A 26908-nucleotide genomic window follows, 5' to 3' on the forward strand; every position below is an offset into this window, starting at 1 on the left:
ACTCACACTGAAAATCAGGGACCGGCGGACAAAAATGTCCGGAGCTGGAGGGTTGAGTTATGCGCATAAGAGCAGCATCGAGGTCGCGAAAGCTTCAGGTGGCGGCGTTCGCCGGGACCCGTGCGATCCTTATTGCTTTGAATATGTCCGACAGCGACCGCAAGGGCCTGCTGGGCTTTGCCTTCAAGCGGTCAGTCGGCAATGCGCCCGGTGAATGGCTGACGGGGATGAAGACCTTCCCGAGCCTGGCTCCAAAGGAGCCGACCGGTCATGCCATGCATTTTTCGACCGATGAGAGCCCTGTGCAGAGCTTCCTCTGGTCGGACTACGAGGCCCAACCGGGAACGAAGTACAATTTCGAAGTTTCGGCGATGTATGGCAAGCCGGGTGCGCTTGAACCCCGCGAGACAGTCACCTTCGAGGTTCAGACCGAGGCTGCCGATGATGGGCAGCATGGGATCTGGTTCAATCGCGGCGCGATCGCCAGCCAGGCGTTTGCCGATCAATTCGGCAACAAGTCCCTCACCGATGACGACTACAACGATCCAGCCAACAAGGAGGTGGCATGGCTGTCGCGCGGTCTTCTCGAGGCTTGTCTTGACTACATCCGGAAAACACCGGCTGGTGACGGTTTGCGGGTCTGCGCCTACGAGTTCACCTACCGGCGCGTCCACGAAGAGTTGATCGAGGCCCTCAAGCGCGGAGTTGATGTCCAGATCATCTATCACGCGACCAGCGCAAACAAAAAAGCGATCAAGACATCGGGGCTTTCGGCGAAGAAAGGCAGCAAGCAGATCCTGTTCGAGCGGACCCGGCCGAAGACGCCGCACAACAAGTTCATCGTGCGGCTGGAGAAGAACAAAACGCCTGTTGCGGTCTGGACGGGCTCGACGAATTTCACGCCGTCCGGGTTTCTCGGCCAGTCCAATGTCGGGCATCTCGTGACCGACAAGACCGTCGCAGCAACGTACCTGAAGCTTTGGACCGAGTTATCGATGAACCCCGAGTCAAAGGAGCAGCATGCGAATTCCTTTGGACTCTCGCCAAACCCGAAGAACGTCATCGACAACGGAACGACGCTCGTTTTTTCGCCGCGTCCCAGCGACCGCATGCTTAACTGGTACGGGGCGCGCGCCGGCGATGCAGTAACTAGCGCTATGTTTACGGGTGCCTTCACGGTCGATCCCAACATTCTGGGGCCGATGGCAAAGCAGGCACCCGCCATGCGATTCATCCTCATGGAGCGCCCTCCGACCCACGAAGTTATCCAGGCGCAGGCCAACAATCCGGCCGATCTAATGTTTTCGTATGGTGCCATTCTCGGCAAGATGCAATTGCAGCAGGCCGACGGCCATGATGAGGACGGGAAGAAGACCAAGAAATGGGTGCCGATCCCCCACTTCAAGATCGAAGAGTGGTTCCTGGGCGAGGAATTGGAGCGCAGGAATGGTCAGGGCTTCGTCTTCTTCATCCACACGAAGTTCTTGCTGGTCGACCCGTTATCGAATGATCCGCTCGTCTTTACCGGCTCGGCAAATTTCTCCGGCGAATCCCTCAAATCCAACGACGAGAACATGCTGCTGATCCGGGGTAATACGCGGGTGGCCGACATTTACCTCACGGAGTTCGACCGGATTTTCCGGCACTTCTACTCGCGCGACGCCGCCAACAATATCGCCAAGCATGGCGGCCAAACGAAGTTTGGCCTGCTCGATGATACCGACGGCTGGACGCACGACTATTTCGACAAGACGAACGCGAAAAACCACCGTCGTGAGATGTTCTTTGCCGATCCCAGCAAGTCCTGGCAGGCGGCTGCCGCCAAGGACGCAGACGTCTTCGTTGGTGAAGGTGTCCGCGGTGGTATGGGCAAAAAGGCCGCAAATGGCGCCGCAGTTCCAGTTGCTCGGGCAGCCGCCAGAAAGAAGACTGCGGTAAAAAAGAAGGGCCTCAAGGCCGGCAAGAAAGCCGCCGCGACGAAAAAGGCAAAGAAGAAAGCCAAGAAGGCCGCCCCGAAGGCCAAGGCGACGAAGACGAAGATGCGAGCGGCCCGCAAGCGTTGACAAGTGAGGACCAAGCCATGCGCGTATTTGCCATTCTGTTCATCGGAATGATCGCGTTAACGGACAGGGCCTTCGCGTGGGGAGACGAAGGACATCAGATCGTTTGCGAGATCGCTTACCGGCTGGCGACGGTTGATACCCGGGCCGCCATTCGCAAGCTGGTGCGTAACGATCAGGAATATGACACATTCAGCGAGGCATGCATTTATCCGGATCATCCGCACAGGCGTGCTCCCGAGCATTTCGTCAACCTACCGCGCACGGCGCATGAGCTGCCGCCCGAAGGCTGCCCGGGAGAGAACCCATGCGTCCTGAGTGCAATCGAGAATGACGCAACGATACTCGGCTCCAAAGGCAAGCCGGCGGACCGGCTGATCGCCCTCAAATTCCTCGGGCACTGGGTTGGCGACATTCATCAGCCGCTCCACGTATCCTTCGCGGACGACAAGGGCGGCAACGGCATTGACGTAAGTGGCCTGTGTTCTGGGGTGCTGCACGCAACCTGGGACACCTGTCTGGTTATGAAGGCCGTCGGCAAGGATGTTGACGCTGCCGCGTCCGATCTTATCGACACGCTCACCCCCGCCATGAAGGGGGAATGGGTCCAATCCGAGCCCCGCGACTGGGCCAATGAATCCTTCGCCATCACCGAAGCCGTCCAGACGCATTACTGCGCCATGCAAGGGGGGGCATGCTCGAAAATCGAGGGCGCGCAGGTTGAGATTGATGAGGCCTATATCGCGGCCAACACACCCATCGTGCGAGAGCGCCTCTTGAAGGCCGGCGTGAGGCTCGCTCATCTTCTTGACAAGCTTTTTGCCGACTAGGCAACGATGGCGCACACTGAAGGGGGATCAGCTTGTTTGCGGCCAGTACGTATGGCGCTAGAGAACGTCGACTTGAAGGCCTTGGGTAGTGGATACTGGTCAGGCTGCGCTCCCGAGTTGAGCTTACGGATGCCAAATGCATCCTCGAACGCTTTGAGCTCGTCGTCGCTGGTGCCGTGCGGGAGCAGCCCGAAATTGGCCGTTATCAAGGATGCCGCGCGTTCCTCCAGCCATGCGAGCAGGCGGCGGATATTCTCGGCATCGGGTCGACCTGGAAGTAGCCGTCCTTATTCACCTCGGACGGCTGGAACGGAATCGTGGTGAGTCCGGCGCCGATCCAGTTGGTTCGGCAGACCGCATAGCCGAAGTCGCCAAGCGGATCGTTGGAATAGTCCGGCGCGACCTCATCGTCGGAAGGACGAGGCGGCGGCGGAGGAGGATCGGGGAGTGGTGGAAAGAACGCGGCGAACACTGGTTTGACGATATCGCAACAGAACGCTAACCCTTTGATTTCATTAGGGCGCTGGAAGGTCATAGCGTGAATAAAGGAGAGCTTACCTATGCCCTTCGACGGCGAGCCGCAGCGACTTGGGGATGCGTCGAGCCTTTCCGCCCGAGATAAACGCCACGCGTGCACGCGCCGTGACTAGGAGATCGTCACCTCGCCTGCATTCCTGCAGCAAAGCAATTGACGCGCCCCTTACCTCTTGCGGGATCGTGATCACGTCAAGCAGGTCGTCCAGGACCGCCGGCTTTAGAAAATCGATTGTCATCGAACGGACAACGAAGGAAAAGCCGGGCGCATCGTTCCCCGTTGCTTCGAGCAGCGCTTGCTGATTGGTTCCGAGCAGGCGCAAGTAATTCGTTCTGCCGCGTTCCATGAAGCGCAAAAAATTCGCGTGATAAACAATCTGGCCAGCGTCAGTATCTTCGAAATATATGCGGACCTGCAAATGATGGTTGCCGTCGCGAATTTCGCCATCAAGAGAGGCTGTCACAGTGGGTTTCCCTTTGGGCTTCTGGGACCAATTGTCTTGCACAGAGGCGCTTTCTTCGGCAAGCGCTAATCGTGAGCTTGGCTCCTGCAGCGCGGCGGGATTCGGACCGGCAGAGGTCATCGAGCCAGGAGCGAGCCACACCTCTGCGGCGGGGCTCTCACCAACTTGGTTCTCCACTGGTTGTACGAGCGCTTCCCGCTCCTGCCAACTATGCTTCCCGAAGCCGCGCAGGCAGTCTTCGATCTGGTCTCCACCAATCGTGGTGACTTGATGGACCTCGCCGCCATCAGGCACGTCAGCAAGTGCGGGTTTCGAGGCTGAAGAGCTGACCGTCAAAAACACGGGCAACTTCGTCATCCTCGATTGGCTTTGACGATCTCAGCGCGCTCGGTCTGATTGGGTGGTCGGCCCCTACGGCATCAGTGTGCCGGAATGAGGTTGTTGCAAATCTCAGACAAAGAAGAAGCCGTCCGTGTGAGATCCACATTGGCATGGGTATGTCGAACACGCTTCAATAGCGGGCGATGGATGTTTCGGCAAACCGTCCGCACTATGGCCATCGTCACTTGTTGGTCCACAGCAGACCATCGCACCATATGTGTTCGACGCGTCCCCACTGGCAGCAGCGCGGCGCACGCCGCCGCCTCCCGGCCGGCGCACGCTAACTTTCCCCCGCAGCGTCGCTGCGGTAGCGGATGGTCGAGGTCTGGTAGTACTGCGCGCGGATGGCCGCCATCGCCTCGATCAACGGTCCCCACGGCGCGGGAAAGCGTTCTTCCGCCATCACCCGGTGCAGCATGCGCGTATGGCCGGCCAGCTCGTCATTGAGGAACTCCACCACAGGCATAGCCGGATAGCGCTGCAGCAGCAGGATCGCCGCGTTGTCGGCCTCGCCGGCCGACCTGTCCTTGTCGCGTCCATGCAGATCGTTCTGCAGGCGCCCTATCGCGGAGATGAGCCGCAGGACCTGGCGAAACGCCGGACGCGCGCGCAAGGTCGCCATGTCCAGCCCCCACAGCAACGACAGGCAACAGAACACGTTCGCGTAGGCGATCGAATTGATGCCGTTGTGCAGGTACTCGGCGTAGGACCAGCGTTCCGCCCCTGCCGCCTGCGCCTGTCGGGCGCGCAGCGCCGCGCAGTAGCACCGGGTATCGTCGAGAAGCTGAGCATAGTCGCGACGATCGTAGGCAAGCGCGGCCAGCGAAGCGCGCAGCACAGCGCAGCCCTCGAATCCGGGGAGCGCGCACGGCTCGCCCTGCCCCAGCGCCTGCTCCACCGCGGCGAGCTGCTCCGGCGCGATCAGGCCAAGGTCGTTGCAATCGTCGAGCCAGAACAGCAGCGCCAGTTCGCGATAGAACGCCACGATCAGCGTTTCGTCCTGCGGATCGCGGCCGGTGCAGGCGCTGGTGTCGCGCAGGCTCGGGTGTATGCGCTGCAGGATGTACTGACCGCCCCTGACCGCTTCCGCGGCATGCTCGTCGGCGAACCCGGTCAGGGAACACCCCCACTCCAGCACCTGCTGCAGCGCGCGTTCGGTCTGGATCATGGCGCCGCTCCTGCTCCCTCGGCCAGGACATGCCGCCCCCAACGAAGCGCCAGCCATAACCCGGCGAGTTCGGCCACGCGCACGACCCGGGTGGGGCAATACAGTTCCTTGCCGATCCACAGCGGCGTCTGCGGCAATGCATGCGCCGCATGGCGGGCGAGCATCCACCCCAGCGCACGCGCGACCGCATGCGCGATGCGCCGGCGCCCTGTCGGTTCTTCGCTCCCGTCCATCACGCGCAACGCGAACAGCGCATAGGCGGTTTCCTCGAATGTGGACGCGCGACCGGCGCCCCAGCCGCCGTCGTCGCGCTGCGCCTGCAGCAGCGCCGCCAGCGCGCGCTCGTCGCGCCACTGGGGCTTGCCTTGCGCCAGCGCAGCGACCGCATGCGCGGTGGGATACAGCCACGAAACGTGCCATTTTTCGTTGTCCCATAGACCGTGCGGGTTGCGATTGGCCTCGACGTACGCGCTGGTGCCCGCGGCGGGCTTTCCCAACAGTCGCAACGCATGCAGGGCATGGATGTTGGTCGACACCGATGCATTGCGCTCGTCGGGAAAGGTGACGAACAGCTCGCCGATTTCGAAATGCCGCAACGCATCGACCGCCGGGTCGCGGCCTGCAAGGTGCAGGACGCACAACGCAACGGCGGTGTCGTCCGCATCAGCCGCGAAGTGCAAGGCCGGGCCCAGACCGCGCACGCCCAGGCGGGCGTCGAGCTGCGCGACGATCACACGGACCGCCTCGGCGAGCGCGGGATGCGCGAACAGCCCGGCCAGATGCAGGGTGTACAGCGACCAGCATGGCTCGAACACATTGATCGGCCAGACGTTGGGAACGACACCTTCGATGCCGCTGCGCGTCGCCCGCGATGCCGCCTGCAGATACGCGTCGGCGCGCCCGACCTGCGGCGTGCTCCCCTGTGTCACGGCGTGAGCACGCCACGCGGCGGTGGCCGCCGGACTGATGCCGATGCTGCCGTCCTCATCCGGGCATGCGGTGCTCGGCAACGTCCCCCAGGCTTCCCAGGAGTGCAGCAACGGATGGCCGCTCGGCAATGTCGCCACCGCCCCCAGCTTGACCAGGCGCGCTTGCCGCAACGGCAACAGCGCCGGGTGGCGCGGAAACGCTACGCCACCCAGCAAGGACGCAGCCTCACCGCAAAACTGCGGCAGGATCAGCTCCGCGCCGATCGGCGCGTCTTCCGGCACCGCATGCGCGTAGGGATCGGGCTGGCGCTGGAGGAACCGCCTTGCAGCCTGGACCGCGTCGGCAGCACCGGGAAGAGGATCGGCACGCTGCAATGCCAGTAACGCCGCCCACGTGGGCGCATGGCGGAACAGCGGGAAGTCCGCGCTTCCCCATCCGCCGTCGGCCTGTTGCTGCGCGATGAGCCAGGCGTATGCGTCCTGCCGACCGGTGACGTTGCCGTGGAAGCGCAGCGCTCGCGCCGTGTCGTAGACGGACGGACCGACGCTGCCGCCATCGCTCATTTCGCTCAGCAGGCGGCGCAATTCGGAAAGGATCTGTTCGGACAGCGCGTTCACGCGGGATGTTCCTTTTGCAGACGGTTGAAGAGAAACCGGGATTGGGCAGACGCCGCGCATGTCGCCGCAGGCCCGTCGCATAGCCAGCGCCGGACGGCCGCCCTGCTCCGGCGCGGCGACGCCCCCCCGATGCTGGCGCCGGTCCGCCGCATAGGCTTGGGCGCAGCGCGCAGCGTGCGCCGCGGCGGGTTACCGCTGCGATCGGCGCCGCGGACTCGGACACAGTGCAGCATGCACCTCTGCCGCCGGCCGATCGCAGCGGCACAGGGGCGACTCCATGCGGACGGGCGCGCTCATGCGCATGGCGCGTGCTTGAACAGATACGCGTTGGCCCGCTGTAGGAGTTGCGCCAACCGTTCCGCACGCGGCCCCAGCGGCGCGATGGCCTCCCCGGCATCGCGCAACAGATCCAGCGCGAACTGGTGTGCTGCCTGCAGTCCCATGATCGACGCGCAGGTCGGCTTCTGTGCCGCAGCGTCCTTGCCGGGGGTCTTGCCCAGCGTCGCGGTATCCGCTGTCACGTCGAGAATGTCGTCGATCACCTGCAACGCCAGGCCGAAACAGGCGCTGTAGTGATCGAGCGCACAGTACAGCGCAGCGTGCGCGACATCCTCCGCGACAGCGCATAGCGCGCCCATGCGAACGGACGCGCGCACTAGCGCTCCGCTCTTCATCCGGTGCATCGCCACGATCCTGTCCAGCTCGACGTGCTTTCCAACCAGCGACAGATCCATGGCCTGCCCGCCTGCGGCCCCCTCGGCGGACACCGCCTGCGCCAGTTCGCGCACGAGCGCGATACGGTTGTCGCCCGGCGCATCCAGGCTCGCCAGGGTCAGGAAGGCGTGCGCCTGCAGCGCATCGCCCACCAGGATCGCAGTAGCTTCGCCGAACTTGACGTGCACGGTCGGAAGGCCGCGGCGAAGCACGTCGTCGTCCATCGCGGGCAGATCGTCGTGGACCAGGGTACAGGCGTGCATCATCTCGATGGCGGCGCCGACGTCGTTGAGCATGTGCGCCGGCGTGTCGGCCAGTGCGCCGGCAGCCAGACAGAGCAAGGCGCGGGTGCGCTTCCCGCCATGCAGGGTGGCGTAGCGCATCGCCGCCATCAGCTCGGTCTCACCGTCACGTTCGGCGCAGAGAAGACGCGCCAGCACCTGTTCGACCCGCTTTGCGCCGTCCTGCATCCAGATCTCGGGCAGCAGCCCGCTGGATGCGTCGCGCGCCTGCGCGCCCAATCCGCCGAGCGCGGAATCACCAGTTCTGTCGTCCTGTAGCGTGGAACCGGTCTGCATGCTGTTCATGTCCTTGTCCCCGACAGGCGAGCCGCCGCGGTGTTGTCGGCGTCGCACCGTGCGCGCCGAGTGCAGCAATGCCGCGCGTCGCCGGCGCCGCTGCCTCGCCACAGGGGCATGCGATGCCAGCTCATGAGAATCCGATGCGGATAGTCATGGACGGATGTGCGGTCGGGTAATAGCGCCGGCCTTTTTCGACGCCGCTCAGCAAGCGCGGCCGCGCCCCGGCCTCGTGCATGGTCAGCGCCAAGGCGATGCAGAACTGCACCAGTTCCAGCCATGCCAGGTGGTAGCCGATGCAGACGTGTGGGCCGGTACCGAACTGCAGCATGTCCACCGGCCGGATCGGCTCGGTGCGTTGCAACCACCGCGCCAAGCGAAACTGATCAGGCGCCTCGTGTAGCAGCGCCGAGGTCGAGAAATGCAGCAGCGGGATGCACAGATCGGTGCCCGCGGGAATGCGCCGTTGGCCGAGTGGCAATTCACGCAGTGCGCGACGCACCAGGAGCGGCGTCGCCGGATGCATGCGCAGCGTCTCGCGGAACAGCGCCTCGGCGACCGGACACTGCGCCAGGTCCGCGTGCTGGGTCGGCACCGCGCCCACGCGTTGCGCCTCCTCGACTAGGGCGTCCCACAGCCCAGGCTGCCGCGCCAGCTCGATCACCATCCAGGCCATCGTCGAGGCGGTGGTGTCGTGACCACCAAGCAGCAGCAAGCGGATATTGGCGACCAGGACCTCGTCGGCGAGCGCATCGTCGCTGCGATCGAAGGCGCTCACCATGTCGTTGATCAACCCGGTGCGCGCGGCATGTTCGCGCGCGTCGCGGACGAACTCGCGCAACCGCGCATCGATCCAGTCGCGGGCGGCGCGGCCGCGCCGCAAGGGCAGTCCGGGCAGGTCGACCGGGGGCGCGACGATCAACTGCAGCAGTTGCCGGTACTTGCGACGCCATTCCGGTAGGTCCTGCGCGGGGATTCCCATGAGGCTGAAGATGAGCTTGAGCATCAGATCGCCGGTTTCGCGCAGGATCGTTACGTCGCCGCGGTCGCGCCACCTCTGCACCCGCGCCCGGATGACGGGCGCGAACAGCTCGCCGATGCCGGCCTGGGTCAGCCCCATGGGCAGAAACGCCGTCTGGATCGCATCGCGCGCCTGACGGTGCGCGCCTCCGTCCTGGGCGACCAACGTTCCGCCAAACAATTCGGGCGCGATCTCTTCTATCAGTGCCGAGGACACGTCCTTGTGCCGGAGCAGTGCGAACGCATCCGGATCCACGCAGGTCATCAGGTGTCCGGCAGGGCCGAAATCCAGCCAGAAGTGGCTGCCCAGCGTCCGTTCCGCGCGCCGCAGCAGGCGCGGCAGGTCGCAGACGATGGCGGGAAGATGCCCGACCAAGGGGAAAGCGCCGGGCACGACCGGGATGTCGTGCCGCAGCCGATGCCGACGGTTCAGCGGGTTGAGCAGCATGTCCATCAGCAGCGCGGCGACGCGGCCGCTTCGGCGGTCTCGCCGGAAGGCCGCGCGGCGCGGCTGTTGCCACCGTCGGCGTACGTCGGCACATGCGCCAGCATGCCGCCGTCGATGCACACGACCTGGCCGGTGATAAACGCAGCATCGTCGGAGAGCAGGAACGCCACCAGCGCGGCCACGTCCTCGGGGCGGCCGACGCGCGGCAGGAGCTGGTGCCGGCGCAGATGCCGTTGCATGCACTCGTCCAGCTTGGCGAGGAGACGCTCGGTCATGATGAGACCCGGCGCAACCGCGTTGCAGCGGATCTGCGCATGACCGTACTGGGTGGCGAGCGAGGCCGATAGCATGTTCATCGCCGCCTTCGACGCGGCGTAGGACGTCTGCGCGGTGTCACCGGTGAGCCCCTGGCACGACGACATGTTGACGATCGCGCCACCGCCGCGGGCTATCATCCGTGAGATGGCCTGCCGGCAGCAGAGCAACGTGCCGCGCAGATTGGTCGCCATGGTCTGATCCCAGACCGCCAGGTCCAGGTCGAGAATCGCGCGGTCGCGCGGAGTCAGATGCATGGCGCTCGCGTTGTTCACCAGCAGGTCGACCCCACCGAAGTGCCGCTCCGCCGTCTCGAACAGCGCTGCCACCGCCTGCGCATCGGCGATGTCGATGGCCAGGGCTAGCGCGTGGCCCGCGTCGGCCGCGATTTGCGCGCTGCAGGCGATGGCCGCCGTGCCATCAATGTCGGCGACCACCACTCTGCCGCCCTCGCGCGCGATGGCGAGGGCGCATGCCTTGCCGATACCGGCGCCGGCGCCGGTCACCACGGCCACCTTGCCTTCAAACCGTCCCATCGTGTCCTCCTGGATTGCGTTGGTCTCTCGCGGCATGCCGCTCGGCCTCCGCCGGAGAAGGCGCACTGTCGGCGCTGGCGCGCTCGTCATCGCCAGCTTCGCTTTCGATGACCCGAATGGCGGCGACCGGGCACTGGCTGGCTGCGAGCCGCACGGCGGCGTGCAGCGCCTGCGGGACTGTCGCCCCGCACACTTCGGCCACGCCGTCCGGTTGGCGCTGGCGAAAGGTGCCCGGTAGCGTCAGCACGCACTGCCCGCTGGTTCCGCACAGATCCTGGTCGACCACGACGCACATCTCAGCCCCCTGCGCACGCAGCCGCACCGGCAGCGCGCGGAACGTCCTAAGGAACGCGGAGGGCTCCCGGGTCGGCTGCTCGGCCAATGCCAGCGTGGGGAAGCGCGCCTGAATCCGCGGCAAGCTCTCGGTCAACTGCACCCGGGCCAGTTGCGCACCGAGGCAGAAGTGGATGCCGTGGCCGAAGCTCAGCATGATCTTCCCGTCGGTCGACATGCCAGGACTGGTGCCGTAGAACCGCGCGGGATCGAAGCGGTCGGGATCGGCGAAGGCGTCCGGGTCGCGATTGCCGGACGCGATCAGCACGCGCACGTCCGCGTTCTTCGGGATCACCACGCCGCCCAGTTCGATGTCGCGCTGGGCGATACGCGGAATGGAGCTGAACATGGCGGGCGCGTCGCAGCGCAGGACTTCTTCGACGAATGCCTTCACCCCCATGGCGTCTCCCTCCAGCCAGTGCCGCTGTTCGGGATACGCCAGCATCGCCAGGACCGCATGGTCGATGGTCGCAGCAGTGGTGGCGAAGCCGCCCAGCAGCATGCCCCACAACATGCTGATCAACTCCGCATCCGACAGCGTGTCGGCATCATCGTCGTGTGCGCCGACCAGCATCGACACGATGTCGTGGCGGGGATCGGTGCGCTTGCGCTGTATGAGACCGCCGAAGTAGGCCTTCACTCTGGCACTGGCCGCGTCCGCCGCGGCGAGCCGGGGATCGCTGGCGTGCGGGCTCAGGCCTTCCAGAATGGCGCCGATGCCGGCGGCGAGCCCGAACATGTCGTCCTGGGGCATGCCAAACAGTTCGGCGAAGACCAGCATGGGCAAGGCCAGCGCGAATTCCCGATGCAGGTCCACGGCCTCCCCGCGCTCCAGCGCGGGCGCCATGCCATCCAGGCGCGCTGCGACGATGCGCGCGATGCTCGGCCGCAGGTTGTCGATCTGGCGCACGGTGAAATCGCGCGAGATCAGCCGGCGCAGACGCGTATGCGTCGGTGGGTCCTTCATCGCTAGCGTGGAGGCCAGCAGATTGAGCGACAAGCTGGTCGCCGCATGCGGAAAATAGCGCGCCAGTTCACCCGGCGCAGGTCCCCGAAACGCATCGCCCGTGGCCTTGAGCGCCCAGTAGATGTCGGCGTGGCGGCTCAACAGAAAGAGGCCCGACGCCGCGCGATGCACCGGATCGTGCTCGCGCAACCACCGCATGAACGGATACGGATCGTGGATCCACGCCGGCGACGCCAGTTCGGCGAAGGCGTCCCGGCATCCTGCCGTGGTTTCTTGCACGTCCATTTGGTTACCTGTTGACTGGCTGATCTGACCGGTGCGCGGCAGACGCGCCGGCAAACCGCGGAGACGATCGCGATCCCCCAGCGGCGTCCGCACATCACCAGAGCACCGGGAACTCCTCGAACCCGCCAGTGATGATCTCCTTGCGCAACTTCAGTTCTTCCGGCGCTACGGCCAGGCGCAGCGCGGGAAAGCGCTGGAAGATCGAACCGAACACCGCCTTGAGTTCCAGTCTGGCCAGCGCCCCGCCGATGCAGGAGTGCGGCCCGTAGGAGAACGCCAGGTGCGGCTTTTCCTGGCGTCCGATGTCGAAGATTTCCGGGTCGTCGAAATGGCGCGGATCGAACGACGTTGCCGGCAGGCCGACCAGCACCTTGCTCTCCGCGGGAATATGCACGCCCGCGATGGTCACGTCGGTCCTCGGATAGCGCATGATGCCGTCCCACCCCGCGCCCGGCGGGTACATGCGCAGGATTTCCTCCACCGCCTTGTCCACCAGGGATGGATCGCCGACCAGGCGTTCGCGCTGTTGCGGATGGCGGAACATCGCCAGCAGGCCGAATTCGATCTGGGCGACGGTGCTCTCGTGCCCCGCCACCAGCATGCCCGCCGCCAGGCCGATTGCTTCTTCCTCGGTCGCCTTGCCCTGGTCGACCGCCGCGAGCAGATCCGTCAGCAGGTTGTCGCCCGGATCCTGGCGCTTGTCCCGCATCTTGCCGCGAATGTAGGCGCGCAGTTCTTCCCAGGCCAAGCGCGACGCGCTGCGCGGGCCGCTTTCCTGCTGGTGCGTCATCACCTCGTCGGACAGCCGCGCGAAAAAGGCGTGATCCTCGTAGAGCACGCCCATCAGCGCGCTGATGACCATGGCCGGAAGCGGAAAGGAGAGGTGGCGCCGCAAGTCGGCGGGCTGGCGCTGGGCCGCCAGGTTCTCGAACAACTGCGCAGCGATCGCCTCGACGTGCGGCGCCAGCAGCTTCACCCTGCGGTTGCTGAAGGCCGGCGCCACGAGCGTGCGTAACCGGACATGTTCGCCCCCCTCGTGCGAGACCAGCCACCCCGGCGAACCGAGAATCACCGAATCCGGGGTGAACGCCGTCGGCGGCATTCCCGCCGGCCGGAACGCCGCGTCGGACAGCGCCGCCTTGGCCTCGTCGTAGCCTGTCACCCACCAGCCTTCGTGCCCGGACGGGAAACGCACGCGGTGGATCGGACCGTTGGCGCGTAGCGCCAACATCTCCGGCGAGGGCTCAATGTGATCGACGCGCCACATCGGCAGCGTCGGCAGGGGTTGTTCGGACACGGTGGCACTTCACTCTCTAAGCGATGGAAGGGCGGAAGGTGCCCGCAGTCGCTGCGGGCAGGGGCTTCACGTGCGCTTGCGTTCACTTCTGTTCGTCGATGATGATCGGCGGGGAAGGCGGCCGAATCCTAGGGCCTCAAGTTGGCTTTAGCCATCTACCGAATCTTGTAGTAGCCCCCTAAGCTAAACGCCTGGTGGCGCGAAAAAATATGCGAAAAACTCTGTCGCCACGCGCTACCATACGGAAACCTATTTCCGATGGGTATCCGCCTATGTTGGTTGGCTACATGCGCGTGTCGCCGGACTCCGACCGACAGAACACGGACTTGCAGCGCGATGCGCTGCTCGCCGCCGGCGTTGATCCGCGTCACCTGTTCGAGGATCACGCCTCGGGCGCGAAGGATGACGGCGCGGGCGCTCAAATTCGTCCGGCCCGGCGACATGCTGGTCGTGTGGAAACTCGACCGTGTTTTAATGATGGGTTCGTTGCGATCACCTCCGACTTGTACCCATCGGCGCAGTTCATCGAGACGATGAAGACGTCTTTTGAGGTCGGCGTCGATCTTGCCGAGATCAAGGACTAGTTCGCCAAACGCGACTCGGTGCGCGTCGAAGGAGAGCTGCCGGATCGCCTCATACAGGCGACGCCGGGGTGAGATCTCTGAAGGCTCAGCCCGCAGGAGAATAGCTACGGAAACACCAACCCAACAGCAGCTCGACGGATTGACGCGGCTGAGTGAAATCGCCCGCGTCCCAGATAAATCCGAAATCGTCACGTCAAAAGAGGAAGCGGAGAACCTCTACGGGAGCGACTGAAACTGGCAGTTTTCTAGCATATTGACTTGGGTTTATCTCGACGACCGCCAACGGAGCGCCTTCATGTACATACCACCCCACTTTCGAGACGACGACCTCGAGAACATTCGAGCGACAATCCGCTGCGCCCGATTGGCCAACCTGATCACAGCGACATCAGATGGGCCACTTGCGACACCTCTTCCGCTCTTCCTCGATGAGAGCGAAGGCGAACACGGCACGCTGTACGGGCACCTGGCGAAGGGCAATCCGCAATGGCGCACGGCCCCGATCGGAGAAGCTCTCGCGATCTTTACTGGCGCGGAGGCTTATGTGACGCCATCCTGGTATCCTAGCAAGCGACAAGCTGAACATGTGGTGCCGACATGGAATTACATCGCGGTCCACGCCCATGGGCCGATTGAGTTCCTCGAGGATCCCAATCGCCTGCTTGAGATCGTGACGCGCCTGACGAATATCCATGAGACGTCACGTGCGACGCCCTGGGCCGTCAGCGATGCTCCCGCGGATTTCATCGCCGCCCAGTTGCGCGAAATCGTCGGCGTGCGCATCCCGATCACCATGGTCGAAGGCAAGCGCAAGATGAGCCAAAACCGCCCCGCGCCTGATCGCATTGGTGTCGCCACCGGCCTAGCGGCGAGCAAACTGGCACGGGACCAGGAAGTTGCAGCTCTTATCATGATTCAGGACCGAGACGATAATGTGCATGACTGCCGCCAACAGCGCCGCTCGACAGAGAGCGATCTTACATCTGCAGCTCTCACAGGCTCCAGCGGCATTAGTAGAGATTAACTCGGGCCATCAATTACCTCGCGAAATCCACTAACGGAACAGTCTGCTCGGGCTTACTACACTGTGTAGACACTTGTCCGTATTCTGACAGAGGCACAAATCTCGTGTCAGGTCCAGTACAGCGCGCATAGTAAGCGGACTTTCGAAAGCCCATTCGGCGTTGTGGCTTGCCCAGCGCCGCCGGCATGGCCATTGTTTAAAACAAATCGATCCAGAAACAGAGCCACAAAAGCAGCAATGCTCACGCTCTCCAAACCCCATCTCACGCTTGAAGAACGGTCAGCCGATTCAGCTCACTTACGCGCGTTGCACCCCTGACAATTCTGTTCGGACATATCCACTATGACCACCCCAAACATCTAGACCAACAATTTAGGAGCATGAGCAAGCAAGAGCGGCTGCGCTTGTATATGCAGGCCAATGATTTATCCCCAGAAAGAACCGTCATCGTGGGCGATATGCCAGTTGAGACGGAAATTGCCCGCAATCTCGGACTTATCAACGTATCAATCGTGGGAGGATTTGTTTCCGAAGCGCGCTTGCGCGCGGCAGGGTCCGACTACATAATTCATGACCATCATGAATTATTACCAATTCTATAGAAGCATTGCTTTTTTTCAACGCAGTTGAGTGATTAGAAAGCAAAACTGAAGATCTGCCGTTGGCGCGCTCCTGCTATCCGCTTCGTCTTCACGATACGACATTCGAAGGGTGAGCTCGGCGATCGAGTTCTTTCGTCACTCGGCCTAACCATCGGCTCAGTTCGATGACACGCGCCAAATAGCACGATTCGTTCAGTGCCCCTTGTCGGGCACATGCTCGTCTTTCGCTTGGCACGATGCTTGCTGAAGATCATTCGCTCCAAGGGGCGAGGAAGAACTGCAAGGGCTTGGAAAAGCAACATGAGCACAATGACTTTGATCGGTGGCGTCATTCCGAGCACCGATGTTGTGAAACGTGCAGCGCGCATCGGTGCCGAAGTCAAAAATATCAGGCTATCAGGCGATCTACCGGATCACGCGATCGCTGCGATCAACAGCTTATTGCTCGAGCACAAGGTGATCTTCTTCCGCAATCAAGGACATCTCAATGACGCCGAGCAGGAGCGCTTTGCCGCTCGTCTCGGAAAGCTAGTGCCCCATCCGATGCTCGGTGCTACCAAGGGGATGGCGTCGCTCCTCGAACTGGACTCCACTCGTGGCGGCGGTCGCGCCGACGTTTGGCATGCGGATGGGACCTTCGCCGACGCCTATCCCAAGATTTTGGTCCTGCGGGCAGTTGTAATGCCAACGTTCGGAGGCGACACCGTGTGGTCGAACACAGCTGCCGCTTTTCTTGGTTTGCCGCCGCCGCTACAACGGCTTGCCGAGGGCCTATGGGCCGTTCACAGCAACGTTTTCGATTACGCCGGGATTGCGCGTGTCCGCGAGGTCGACAAGAAACACTTTGACGAGGTGTTCACCAGAACGGTTTTTGAGACCGAGCATCCCGTCGTACGCGTCCACCCTGAAACAGGCGAGCGGACGCTAGTGCTCGGCGCCTTGGTGAAGCACTTTGTTGGGGTCCCCAAATACGACGGACAAAAGCTGTTCGATCTGTTCCAGTCTCACATCACCGCGCCCGAAAACACTGTGCGCTGGAACTGGTTAGAGGGCGATATTGCGATATGGGATAACCGCGCAACGCAGCATTACGCGGTCAACGATTACGGGGACCAGCATCGCGTCGTACGTCGGGCCACGATCGAGGGTGACGTGCCTGTCAGCGTCGATGGCCGGAGCAGTGTAACGCGCCTGAAGGTGACCGAATAACTGCACGTCGACGCCCAGCGCTCTCGCGTCTGAAAACGAGAAAACCTGGTAATCGGAGTTGTTTCGGGCAGACGCGGGAACACACTTTCCGACACGATATCTCAGCGCTTAGCGCCAACTCGGCAGCGCCTAGGTTGATGCACGCAACTATTTAGCGTCGGCCAACAGCTTCGAGGAAACCTTGACCATCACTGTCCTTCGCCAGCGGCCGGTACGTGGCCTTCACGTTTCAGTTTAGAAAATCCTCGATCCGTGGCCATAAAGCGCGCCAACATGAGGGCGATGAGTTTAGTCGGATCGACCACTTGACCACCCTGACGCGTAAGCGCTTCTGCATATGCAATGAGATCACGATGCACGGCCGCAGGCAGCTCCGTACTCACTTTGACGGGCTTGTCGTCTGGAAGCTCTCCTATTTTGAGTTTTGGCATGTTGTCACCCTCTATACGGCGTAAGTATGAGGTCATGATTGACAAGAACACTTACCGGGAAGCCAGGTCGCACGGTCAGAGTAGGCTGGATGCTGAGACTGCGGCGAACGACCTGCTGCCCGGTCTGGTTTAGTGAGTCCGAGGCGCCGTGTCGCAATGCCTGGATGATTGCGCTGTCGTTGCTGTTGGTGTCCGAGCCGGCACCCAGTTCGGTCCCGATCGCCAGAAAGGTCGATAGTGCCGCAGCCTTGAACAACTCGCCCCAGTGATTGTCGACCTGATCTTCGAGACCTGCATACCCGGCAGTGTCAGCGCCAGGCTGCCGCTCGAGAACGATAGAACGTCCATTCGGCATAATCAGCCGTGTCCAGACGAGCAGGACGCGAGACTGGCCGAAAGTGACCTGGCTATCGTAGATGCCGATCAGACGCGCCCCCTGAGGGACAAGCAGAAAGCGGCCGGTCGGGGTGTCATATACGCTCTCGGTCACTTGGGCCGTAATTTGGCCTGGCAGGTCTGACTTGATGCCCGTGATCAAGGCTCCCGGAATGACCGTCCCAGCCTGCACGATATATGGTGAAGCCGGCCTGGTGACACGGTCAGGGCTGACTGTGCGACGGTCTACCGAGGCGCTCACGAAGGCAAGCTTGCGTTCCTGACCATTCTGCCCAGATCCGTCGTCGCCAGCGCTCGTTGCGCTCGCCGGCAAGACACGCTCGCTTCCAACAGCCGTACCGGTGGGCGGACGCATTTCTCGTCCACTGGTCGAAGCGAAGAGATGGCTGATACGGGCTGCCTCCGTCTCTTGATCCCGGCGCTGCTGGTCCGGATCAGTGCCGATCGCCGGGGACTGGCCCTGAGCGGCAAGTATCGGTCGACCGAGGTCCCCGGGGAGCGGCGGACCAAGCTGCGGGATTGGCTGGCGCGGAACGCCAGCATAGTCCTTCGGCAGCGTGGTAATGCCGTCGGCAACATTGTGGTGGTCGGTACTGTAAAGCTCATCGGCCGCTTGACTACGGGAGCGATTGCTCTGTAGCGACCACAACACCGCTCCGCCGATGACAAGCAGGGCAACCGCGCCGCCGCCGGCCAAGACCTTCCGCGACAACCGCGTCACGCGCGGATGCTCTGCTCTCAAGCGGAAGCTTTCGGACTGCTCCCCTTGTGTCTCCGGCGGAACTGCTTGCTCGTGATCGTTTACATTCCGAGTGTTCATGACGACGGCCTCCCGTCGGTCCTGACAATACGGACCTTCTGTTGGTGCTCGCCGCCAAGCCGCAGTTCGGCGGCAGCAAAAAGCCGATCGACGATCAATACGTTACCGTAAGCGCGATAGTTGACGAGTTCGGTCTTGCCGTCTGCACCAATGACGAATAGCGGAGGCATCTCGCCCTGCACAATGCCTTGCGGGAATTCGACATAGACCTTGCGGCCATCGTCATATGCGGCGAGTGGCCGCCAGGGAGGACTGTCCCCTTCGATAGCATAGCGGGAGATGCGCTGCGCCGGCTCCGGAAGAACGGGCTTCAGAGCGACCGAACGCGACCGTTCCCGTGCAGTTTCTGGATAGTACCAGGCAACAGACGGCATGTATGGCCGTTCGCGGGAGCGGAGCTCGATCAGGTAGGTGCGCCGATCGGTATTGACGACGAGATTGGTCTCGATCGATGCGCGCGTCGGCTTGACCAGGATATGGACGCGGCGCATGTCGCCATTCCCACTTTCGGTATCGCCCACGACCCATCGTACGGTATCTCCGGCCGCGATCGGCCCCGATCCCGTCAACTGCTCTCCTTCCTCGAGTGCGATATCCGTGATCTGCCCGGGTGCGGCATAAACCTGATAGAGCGCACCGGGGCTGTAAGCGTAGATCTGCGCCGCATTGAAATACCCGCGTTTGCGCGGCTCGACCCGCGCTGCGCTGTTTGCCATCTCAACCCGGCTCACGGGTTCGGGCTCTTCCTTTCCGGCCGACTTGCCGCCGAGAGTTGGCTTCCAGAGCGGTGGAACGTGAAGCGGCCGCGACCTGTCGTCCAGGGCCGCTGGCGCCGCCGGCAGCGCCGGGACCTCCGCGTCATAGCTGATCTCCGGCGGTATATAAGTCGCGCACCCGCCGAGCGCCGATGAACAAAGCAAGAGCACGGACAGGAGCGCTCGCTTTGAGCCCACGAACTCGGACCGAGGCGAATTGAGCTTACTGCCCGGGAGGGAACGCTTCGAATGAACGTCAGACGGCGCCTCGGTCACTGACTTAACTCCTTTGACCAGTTGATGGCGCGGACATAGACGCCAAGGGGATTCTTGCGCAGGCGTTCGGCATCGCGGGGTGTCTCGATCACGATCGAGAGAATCGCAGTCCAGCGCTCAGACGAGCTCAGCGAGCCGTTGTCGTAGACGCGCTGGGTCCACGCGACGCGAAAGCTCTCCGACGACGCGCGAATGACGCTCGAGACGTCCACTGAGATTTGGGCCTTGCCCAGCTTGGCAAAGGGGTCATTGTTGCGCGCATAGTCGTTGAGCGCAGCGGCGCCGCGATCGGTCGTAAAATCATAGGCCCGGAGCCAATTCTGGCGCAGAACGATGCCGTCGGCCGGCAGACCTCTGACATCCTCGATAAAGCGCGCCAAATGGTAGGCGATCTGCGCATCAGTGGGCTGATAGTCGATGTTGGCCGGCGCAACCCTTTGAGCCTGGCCGAGATGGTCGACTTCGACCACCCAGGGCGTGATCGATCCTTGATTTGACTGCCAGACAAGCCCAACAGCGAGACCGGCTGAAAGCATCAAGCAGCCGAACGACATCAGGCGCCAGTTCTTGGCTTGCAGGCGCGCTGATCCAATGCGTTCGTCCCAGACTTGCGCTGCTTTCTGATACGGTGTGACCGGTTCGGGCATGCGCCCATAGTGAACTGATGGTCGTTTGAACATCGATGATTGCCCCTAAGATCAAGTGATCGGTTTCTAGTCATGCGGTATCTGCGTTTGAGACCCCCGCCGCGGTGGCGAAGGCGCAGTGTTTCGTGTCAGCGCTCTCCTTCAGACAAATCGACGGAAGAGCCGCTGCCACCGTGATCGCTTGAGCGGACCGCCTGGCCGGCTGCCGATGCACCGTGCCGAATGGTCTCGGCACGCTTCATTCGCCGCGCCCAGTTGGGCTGCCCTTCGGCAGAAGTGCTTGCGGCCTGCGCGCCGGCTTGCCCACCTCCGCCGAGCGCAGCCGCTGCACGACGCAACGGGCTCATAGCAGCGGAAGCGCCGGCGTCCGCGACGCCGGCAAGGCCGCCGCTTCGGTAGGCGGCTGATGCTCCGCTCATGACAGCGCCGCCACCGCGCGAGGCGCCTGCCATCGCGCCGCCAGCGAGACCAGTACCACCGGCGGCAAGACCCGCCCCCGCCGCAACAATGCCGCCGGCAGCAAGGCCTGTTCCAATTGCGGCGCCGGCGCCGAGTTGGGGTCCACCGGACACCAGGCCGTTTGCGATACCCGGACCGAAGATACCGAGACCCAGCAAGGAGAGCGCCGCGAGCACCAGCGTCATCGCGTCTTCGATGGTCGGCTGAGCGCGGCCGAAGCCTGCGGTGAACTGCGAAAACAGGGTCGAGCCGATCCCAACGATGACGGCCAGGACCAGGACCTTGATCCCTGAAGAGATGACGTTACCCAAGACCCGCTCCGCCGCGAAGGCGGTCTTGCCGAACAGTCCGAAGGGAATGAGCACGAAGCCGGCGAGCGTCGTGAGCTTGAACTCGATCAGGGTGACGAAGAGTTGGATCGCCAGAATGAAGAAGGCAAGCAACACCACGACCCAGGCGAACAGGAGAACGACGATCTGGACGAAATTCTCGAAGAAGCTGATGTAGCCCATCAGGTCGGAGATCGAATCGAGCAACGGTCGGCCGGCGTCGAGTCCGACTTGAGCGATCTTTCCGGGTCTCAGAAAATCTGCAGCGGACAGGCTTGCACCCGATGCTTTCAGCCCAAGACCGGCGAAGCTCTCGAAGACGATGCGCGCCAGGCTGTTCCAGTTGCCGATCAGGTGGCCATCGCCGCCGACTGCACGAGTTTGGTCGGGTGTGCGCACGATCCGGGAATACGGATCGATTGCAGTCCGTATTCCTCATAAAGCGCGTCGGTAAGCCGAGCACCTTCCGGCGGCGACCATTCGACCGCCTCGTACGCAAGTTCGACGCCTTCTGGTGCAGCGGCTATTGAAGAAGACGATGAGCGCGGTGCGACGGCGCTGGTCGGTCGCGACATCGCTGGCCGTTCGATAGCAGCGACCTCCGATGGCGTGGCGACGGGCAACCTCGGAGGCACATGCTTGGTCACCCAACCAAGCAAGGTAGCGACATCGGCCGCCATTCCTGGCGAGGCAAGAAAAGCCGTCGGATCGGCAGCAGGCAGCTTGTCGATCACAAGCAGCCTTGTGTCCGTCTGAGTCCCGTGCTTGGCGTAAACGGCGCCGTCGATCGCCGCAGAAAACACCACCCGCCCGCGTTCCTGCAGCCGCACAAAGGCGTCTCGCCATGCTGGGTTATCCGGCGCGAAGCTGGCGCCAGTGATGGCGACGAGGCGTCCACCGTCGCAAAGACGCGCGAGCGCTGAAGTGATGTGACGGAGAGCCGCATCCGCCATCCGTCGATCGACATTCGCCACCGCGGAGAACGGCGGGTTCATCAGAACGACGCTCGGCGCGACACTCACGTCGAGGTGGTCATCGATCTGAGCAGCATCGAACCGCGTGACGTTAACGCCCGCGAATAGATGCTCGAGCAACCCCACCCGGGTCTCGGCCAACTCGTTCAAGATCAAGGCGCCCCCGGCGAGCTCTGCAAAGAAGGCGAGCAAGCCGGTCCCCGCGGAAGGCTCCAGAACGCGATCGACCGATGTAATGCCGGCTGCAGAGCATGCGACCAGTCCCAGCGGAATGGGCGTCGAGAATTGCTGACGCGCCTGGCTGTCCTCGGAACGCCGCGTGTGGGTCGGCAGGCAGTTCGCGACTTTCGCTAGCATCGGCAGCATGGCAGCCGTCGAGCCAGCCCTGGCCCGTATGGCCGGTCCGAACTTGCGAAGAAACAGAACGGTTGCCGCCTCGCAGACGTCATAGGCGGTCTTCCAGTTCCAGGCGCCGGCCGCGTCGGAGGCGCCGAAGGCAGCCTCCATGGCGCTACGCAGAACAGCGGCATCGATGCGCCGGCCGAGTTCGAGCTCGGTCAGGAGCTGTCGCGCGGCCCTGACAGCGGCGGAGGTGAAAGTTACAGCGGCGCGCAACGAAAGCGGCGCGGCGGCAGCGCCGCCGGCGAGAGATTCGGTCATGGCAGGGTTCTTTCGGAGAGCAGGAAGGGGTCGAACCGCCAGGCGCTCTCCTTTGACCCCGACGGCTCAAACCCGTCCCGGCCCGGCTCTCCCTCTCAAGCCTCGCTCAGAAGAATGGGGACCGGCGCTGTGCACCGGTCCCCGCGCTACCGCGGGACGGCTGTGCCATCCCGCTCCATGATGTCACTCAGCCGCGTCGAGCTGTTGCGGATCTTCGTCGCTGCCGTTTGCGGGATCCTCCTCATGGGCGAGGAATTCTGGCAGCGCACCCGCTTCGCCCTCCTGATCCACTGGCGCCGCATCGGGATCGACGAGACGCAGCGGCTTCGGCAACCAGCCCGAGCCATCCAGAAGGCGCTCAGCCTCCTCGGCCATGTCAGCCTTCTTCAGATGGTCGATCAGTTGGGCCGAGGACTCGCCTTTGGCCTCCCGCACGGCCTCCAGAATTCGCGGTTTGGTGACCCGGCCGAGATAGTTGTCGCGGAGGGCTTCCACCCTGCCTGAACCATGTCGAGCCCGACCGCCCGCGCCAGCACATCAGCTTGGTCGAGACGCGTGCGGACGCCGTGGGCTGAGACCCGGCCCTGATTGTAGCGATTGGCCGGCTCACAGACGGCATTGACCGCAAATGACGCACAGTGGGCGAACAGCCGTGCCTGTGCACCACCATCGAGAGCCGTCAGCGTATCCCAGAGATCGTTCTCGCTCTTCGGCAACCGCGCCTTCCAGGCCTCGTGCCGCGCCTCGACAGCTTTGGCAGAGACGCTTTCCCTCAGCCCCGGAGCTTGGGCGGAAAAGTTCGGCGTGCGAAGACCGATCTCAAGACAGCTCCCGGACGACGCGAACCGGTAAAAGGCCGTCAGCACGAAGTCATGCAGCACCGCCTGAAACGCGACCGCAGGATTTTCTGCCAGCGCATCGCGCAATGCCAGCGTCCGATGCGCCGTCAGCTCGGTGATCAGCCGATCCGGCAGAGGCTTGGCCGCGTCTTCATCATCATCCTCGGCATCAGCGGCGCTACCTGCGACTGCGATGATCGTACGTTAGACTGAAGTGCTAGGCTCCTGCCCTTCGTTCGACGACGGGGCGGCGGGCTGCGCGATATCAGGATCGATTGCCGGCACCTCGTCCTCTGGCCGGACATAACCCCGGTCCACGGAAAGGCGCCCCTCGGAATCGATACTGATGAAGACACCAGCTCGGGCGATCTCCGTCGGTTCGTAAAGCATCGGCCGGTTTTCGAATGCCGCCAGTGCCGACTCGATTTCGCCGAGACGCTGATCGACCTCGTCGGGCAATTCATGGCAATCCTGGCAATCGGACTCAAGTTTAGCCTGCTCGGCGGTGAGAGCATCGATGGTGGCCTGCTCCTCAGGCGAGAGATCGACAGGTTTGCCTTCGATTTCTCTTAGGCACTGAGTGTGACCGTAGGAGAATTCTACGGCGACGGAGATCCACTTCCAGCCTTCGGCCGCAATCGCCTCAGCTTCGGCTTTGAGCTTTTCGGTTACGAGGCGGTCGAGCAACGCGACGTCCTGAAGCCAGCCGCCGTCGTCGTGCTCGAACAGATCCCACAGAACCCCGCCACCCGCGCGCTGATAGGCATCGAGGCCCACAAATTGGGCCCGGCGATCGGACCCGCGCACGGTGTTCTCGGTGAGCATGCGGCGGATCTGGTAAGGCTCGTCATAACCGGAACGGCTGACGTTCTCCCAGACTTGATCTTGGCGGGCGTGATCCGCAGTGACTGAGAACGCCATGAGCTGCTCGAGCGTCATGCTGTCTTCGGCGTAGACGTCATGCAACTTCGGCGAGACCGACGCCAGGCGCAGGCGCTGCTTGACGATCGCAGGGTTTACGAAATGGCGCGCGGCAATGTCTTCCTCGCTCATGCCGAGATCGCGGAGCGTCTGGAATGCCCGAAACTGATCAAGCGGATGCAGGCCGACCCGCTCATCGTTCTCCGCTACCGAATCGTCCTCAGCGATGCCCCCTTCACGAACGACGCACGGCACCGCCTGCGTCTTCGACATCCGCTTCTGTTTCACCAGAAGCTCGAGAGCGCGATAGCGCCTGCCGCCCGCTGGCACCTCGAACATGCCGGTCTCGTTGCCATCTGCATCGACGACGGCCCGGACACTCAGACTTTGCAGAAGCGTACGCTGCGCGATGCTCTCGGCTAGCTGCTCGATCGAGACACCGGCCTTGACGCGGCGAACATTCGACTGGCTGAGCACGAGCTTGTTGAACGGAATGTCCCGGGAAGGCGACAGCGTGATCTTTTGTACGGCTTTCGTCATTTTGGCTCTCCACGACGGGCGGCTGTGAGACTCTCTCTTGGCTTCCAACCCGTCGCAAACAGCCTCCCCTCCTCTCACTCTCGCGCGGCCACGAGGCCAAGCATCACGCCGCCTCGTGATCGGCGCCAACCGAATCTACCGACGCGGGCTCAATGGGCTCGGGAACGAAGTCGAGCAAATAGTCCGCGGCCTTGCTCGCCTGCGAGGCGGCCCGCACGATGGCGCGATTGTCTTCGCGCAGGACTTCAAGCCAGGAGCCGATATAGTCGGCATGGCGCACGGTCGGGACGATCCCGAGCGACGCGCAGCTGAATGCGGAACTCAACTCGGCAACCAGTTCTTCGAAGGCATATTTCTTCGTACCGTAGGATCCGCTCTGATCGCGATTGAGACGCGAGGGATGCCCGGTCGCATGACCGAGTTCATGCAAGGCCGTACGGTGCCAGTTGATGGGTTCGAAATAGGCCTGCGGCGGCGGGACCTGCACGAAGTCTTGGGCCGGTGCGTAGAATGCGCGATCGCCACCAATCCGAAAGGTGACCCCGGTGGCCTTGATCAAAGCCTCCACCGTCGGCTCGATCAGCCCTGGCGGCGGTGGCGGAGCCGCGGTAGCGATCTCATTGGGGAGTCCGGCGCATTGGTCCGTGTTGAAGACGGTAAATCGCTTGAGAAATGGAATGGCCTGCGCTTCGTCGCCAGTCTCGGCGGCACGCCGCTTCTCATCACGCGGGACGAAACGGTCGGCGTAGACCACCGTGGTACCACGCTCCCCCTTACGCACATGCCCTCCAAGCGACAGCGCTTGCCGGAACGTGAGCCAGCTTTGACCGCTGTAACCATGCTCGATCGTGCTTCCCCAGAGCAGAAGGATGTTGATCCCGCTGTACGAGCGATCGGTCGAAGCGTTTTTCGGCATGGCCAGCGGCGCTTTCGCCGCGGCCGTACCCCAGGGCTGAACCCAGGGGACGCGTCCGGCTTCAAGCTCAGCAATGATCTTGTCGGTGATTTCGGTATAGAGGTTCGCCCGGTCCAGGCCGGCGCGCGCGCAAGCAGTAGGATTTGACATCGCGGGTCTCCGCGACGGGCGTCGCGAGCCTCTCTCGCAGCTTGTAACCCGTCACGGAAAAACCCAGCCTGCACTCTTACTCTCAGCCTCTAGCGCCATCTACCTGGCGCCCAGGCCCGATCAGGCGTGCGCCTAAGGGCGCATCGCCTCAACAGAAAATGGCACCCGGAGAGCGTGAGCATAGCGACCCGAAGGGGCACGCGGGTCCGAGTGCAGCGACGAGACCGGTTCAATAGCGGCACCCGGGAACGGGGCAGTGATAGCGATCGCCGCAGGCGAGCCCCTTTCCCGAGTGCCCCCGGCGAGGAGCACCAAAGCTCTGGCGCGAGGGATCGAAGCCGCAAGGCCGAGACGCTGCGCGGCTCGGTTCACGAGAGCCCGGTGCGGCCAAGGCCGCATGCGCCAAAACCTGAGCGAACGTGATGCAAGCAATGATACGAGAACCGCCCGGCATTTTCACAGGAGTCTCACAACTATGGAAGAGAGGCCTGTGGGCGGAGCGAAAGCGAAGACCACCCGCGGACGCGGCGAAAGAGGCACCCGCAAGAGGGTCAGCATAGCGCCGACGCGTAGCGGCGGGACCCGGGACCGAGTGCAGTCGTGAGACCGGTTAAAAAGGCACCCGAGCTCGGGGCAGTGATAGCGACGCCGGAATGCAATGACGGCGGGACCTGAGAGCGAGTGCCTCCGGCGAACGACTCAATGCGGATTTATGTCTCCTTGGTATCAATTTTGCTTTTGTGATATCGTCTCACTCGTGCGCATGTCTATGCACGGCGTGGGCATGTTCACTGAGAGCCAATTCTTACAGAGGACGACATGGCCAAGAAAGCGAAGAAGGCAAAGAAGACCGCGAAGGCAGCTACCAAGAAGGTGGCAAAGAAGACTTCAAAGAAAAA

The 26908-nt window shown here is 63.0% G+C and carries 20 protein-coding genes and 3 pseudogenes; 6 read left to right on the plus strand and 17 right to left on the minus strand.

Annotated features, from left to right (window positions below; all coding sequences use genetic code 11):
* Positions 1-98: 98 nt before the first annotated feature.
* Both BLV07_RS04775 and BLV07_RS04780 read left to right on the plus strand, forming a co-directional pair.
* Entirely contained in the window at positions 99-2063 is a 1965-nt protein-coding gene (locus BLV07_RS04775; RefSeq protein ID WP_176945345.1) for a phospholipase D-like domain-containing protein, read from the plus strand.
* A gap of 17 nt (positions 2064-2080) precedes the next feature.
* Positions 2081-2890: a S1/P1 nuclease gene (locus BLV07_RS04780; protein WP_143035348.1), complete on the plus strand. Its 810-nt coding sequence runs from the start codon at positions 2081-2083 to the stop codon at positions 2888-2890.
* Positions 2891-3095: 205 nt separating this feature from the next.
* Here the strand turns inward: BLV07_RS04780 and BLV07_RS04790 are convergent, their stop codons facing one another.
* The 9 genes from BLV07_RS04790 to BLV07_RS04830 form a co-directional block, all read right to left on the minus strand.
* Positions 3096-3425, minus strand: a complete 330-nt coding sequence (locus tag BLV07_RS04790) for a hypothetical protein (protein WP_143035349.1) — start codon at positions 3423-3425, stop codon at positions 3096-3098.
* Positions 3426-3444: 19 nt separating this feature from the next.
* Entirely contained in the window at positions 3445-3888 is a 444-nt protein-coding gene (locus BLV07_RS04795; protein ID WP_091881170.1) for a YbgC/FadM family acyl-CoA thioesterase, read from the minus strand.
* Positions 3889-4549: 661 nt separating this feature from the next.
* Positions 4550-5437, minus strand: coding sequence for a terpene synthase family protein (locus tag BLV07_RS04800; protein ID WP_091880589.1), 888 nt, complete (start codon positions 5435-5437; stop codon positions 4550-4552).
* On the minus strand, positions 5434-6984 hold the full coding sequence (locus tag BLV07_RS04805) for a hypothetical protein (RefSeq protein ID WP_091880593.1): 1551 nt from the start codon (positions 6982-6984) through the stop codon (positions 5434-5436). The genes BLV07_RS04800 and BLV07_RS04805 overlap by 4 nt, the downstream gene beginning before the upstream one ends.
* Before the next feature lie 293 nt (positions 6985-7277).
* Positions 7278-8276 (minus strand): polyprenyl synthetase family protein, encoded by a 999-nt coding sequence (locus tag BLV07_RS04810; RefSeq protein ID WP_091881172.1) that lies wholly within the window; start codon positions 8274-8276, stop codon positions 7278-7280.
* A gap of 130 nt (positions 8277-8406) precedes the next feature.
* Positions 8407-9750: a cytochrome P450 gene (locus BLV07_RS04815; RefSeq protein ID WP_091880596.1), complete on the minus strand. Its 1344-nt coding sequence runs from the start codon at positions 9748-9750 to the stop codon at positions 8407-8409.
* Positions 9750-10595 (minus strand): SDR family oxidoreductase, encoded by an 846-nt coding sequence (locus BLV07_RS04820; protein WP_091880599.1) that lies wholly within the window; start codon positions 10593-10595, stop codon positions 9750-9752. Before BLV07_RS04820 ends, BLV07_RS04815 begins: the two co-directional genes overlap by 1 nt.
* Entirely contained in the window at positions 10582-12180 is a 1599-nt protein-coding gene (locus BLV07_RS50050; protein ID WP_091880602.1) for a cytochrome P450, read from the minus strand. Before BLV07_RS50050 ends, BLV07_RS04820 begins: the two co-directional genes overlap by 14 nt.
* Before the next feature lie 94 nt (positions 12181-12274).
* A complete protein-coding gene (locus tag BLV07_RS04830; protein ID WP_091880605.1) occupies positions 12275-13477 on the minus strand; it encodes a cytochrome P450 in 1203 nt (400 codons plus the stop codon).
* 272 nt (positions 13478-13749) lie between these two features.
* On the opposite strand from BLV07_RS04830, the gene BLV07_RS50255 reads away from it, so the two are divergent.
* The 4 genes and pseudogenes from BLV07_RS50255 to BLV07_RS04850 all read left to right on the plus strand — a co-directional run bounded on the left by BLV07_RS50255 (position 13750) and on the right by BLV07_RS04850 (position 16896).
* The gene (locus BLV07_RS50255) at positions 13750-14061 is read left to right on the plus strand and encodes a recombinase family protein (RefSeq protein ID WP_502689887.1); all 312 of its coding nucleotides are present in this window, start codon (positions 13750-13752) and stop codon (positions 14059-14061) included.
* 295 nt (positions 14062-14356) lie between these two features.
* Positions 14357-14971: pseudogene (locus tag BLV07_RS04840) on the plus strand (FMN-binding negative transcriptional regulator); the annotation flags it as partial.
* Positions 14972-15465: 494 nt separating this feature from the next.
* On the plus strand, positions 15466-15687 hold the full coding sequence (locus BLV07_RS04845; RefSeq protein ID WP_244550964.1) for an HAD family hydrolase: 222 nt from the start codon (positions 15466-15468) through the stop codon (positions 15685-15687).
* A gap of 300 nt (positions 15688-15987) precedes the next feature.
* On the plus strand, positions 15988-16896 hold the full coding sequence (locus tag BLV07_RS04850) for a TauD/TfdA dioxygenase family protein (RefSeq protein WP_091881174.1): 909 nt from the start codon (positions 15988-15990) through the stop codon (positions 16894-16896).
* 188 nt (positions 16897-17084) lie between these two features.
* On the opposite strand, the gene BLV07_RS04855 is transcribed toward BLV07_RS04850, so the two are convergent.
* From BLV07_RS04855 to BLV07_RS04900, 8 genes and pseudogenes are all read right to left on the minus strand, one after another.
* Positions 17085-17327 carry a DUF2274 domain-containing protein gene (locus BLV07_RS04855; protein ID WP_018317702.1) on the minus strand — a complete coding sequence of 81 codons (243 nt, stop codon included), beginning with the start codon at positions 17325-17327 and terminating at the stop codon, positions 17085-17087.
* A 4-nt stretch (positions 17328-17331) separates the two neighbouring features.
* Positions 17332-18543 carry a TraB/TrbI/VirB10 family type IV secretion system protein gene (locus BLV07_RS04860; protein ID WP_091880611.1) on the minus strand — a complete coding sequence of 404 codons (1212 nt, stop codon included), beginning with the start codon at positions 18541-18543 and terminating at the stop codon, positions 17332-17334.
* Entirely contained in the window at positions 18540-19574 is a 1035-nt protein-coding gene (gene trbG / locus BLV07_RS04865; protein ID WP_176945346.1) for a P-type conjugative transfer protein TrbG, read from the minus strand. Before trbG ends, BLV07_RS04860 begins: the two co-directional genes overlap by 4 nt.
* A complete protein-coding gene (trbF, locus tag BLV07_RS04870) occupies positions 19571-20254 on the minus strand; it encodes a conjugal transfer protein TrbF (protein WP_091880614.1) in 684 nt (227 codons plus the stop codon). Before trbF ends, trbG begins: the two co-directional genes overlap by 4 nt.
* 95 nt (positions 20255-20349) lie before the next feature.
* On the minus strand, positions 20350-21408 hold the full coding sequence (trbL, locus tag BLV07_RS04875; RefSeq protein WP_244550965.1) for a P-type conjugative transfer protein TrbL: 1059 nt from the start codon (positions 21406-21408) through the stop codon (positions 20350-20352).
* Positions 21363-22643: pseudogene (locus tag BLV07_RS04880) on the minus strand (methylase); the annotation flags it as partial. The gene trbL and the pseudogene BLV07_RS04880, both read right to left, overlap by 46 nt.
* Positions 22644-22826: 183 nt before the next feature.
* Positions 22827-24943 (minus strand): annotated as a pseudogene (locus BLV07_RS47340) (ParB/RepB/Spo0J family partition protein).
* Between the two features lie 103 nt (positions 24944-25046).
* The gene (locus BLV07_RS04900; RefSeq protein ID WP_091880623.1) at positions 25047-26009 is read right to left on the minus strand and encodes an ArdC family protein; all 963 of its coding nucleotides are present in this window, start codon (positions 26007-26009) and stop codon (positions 25047-25049) included.
* Between the last annotated feature and the right edge of the window lie 899 nt (positions 26010-26908).

Origin of the sequence: Bradyrhizobium sp. Rc2d, from assembly GCF_900099855.1 — a bacterium.
In the GTDB taxonomy this organism is placed as follows: domain Bacteria; phylum Pseudomonadota; class Alphaproteobacteria; order Rhizobiales; family Xanthobacteraceae; genus Bradyrhizobium.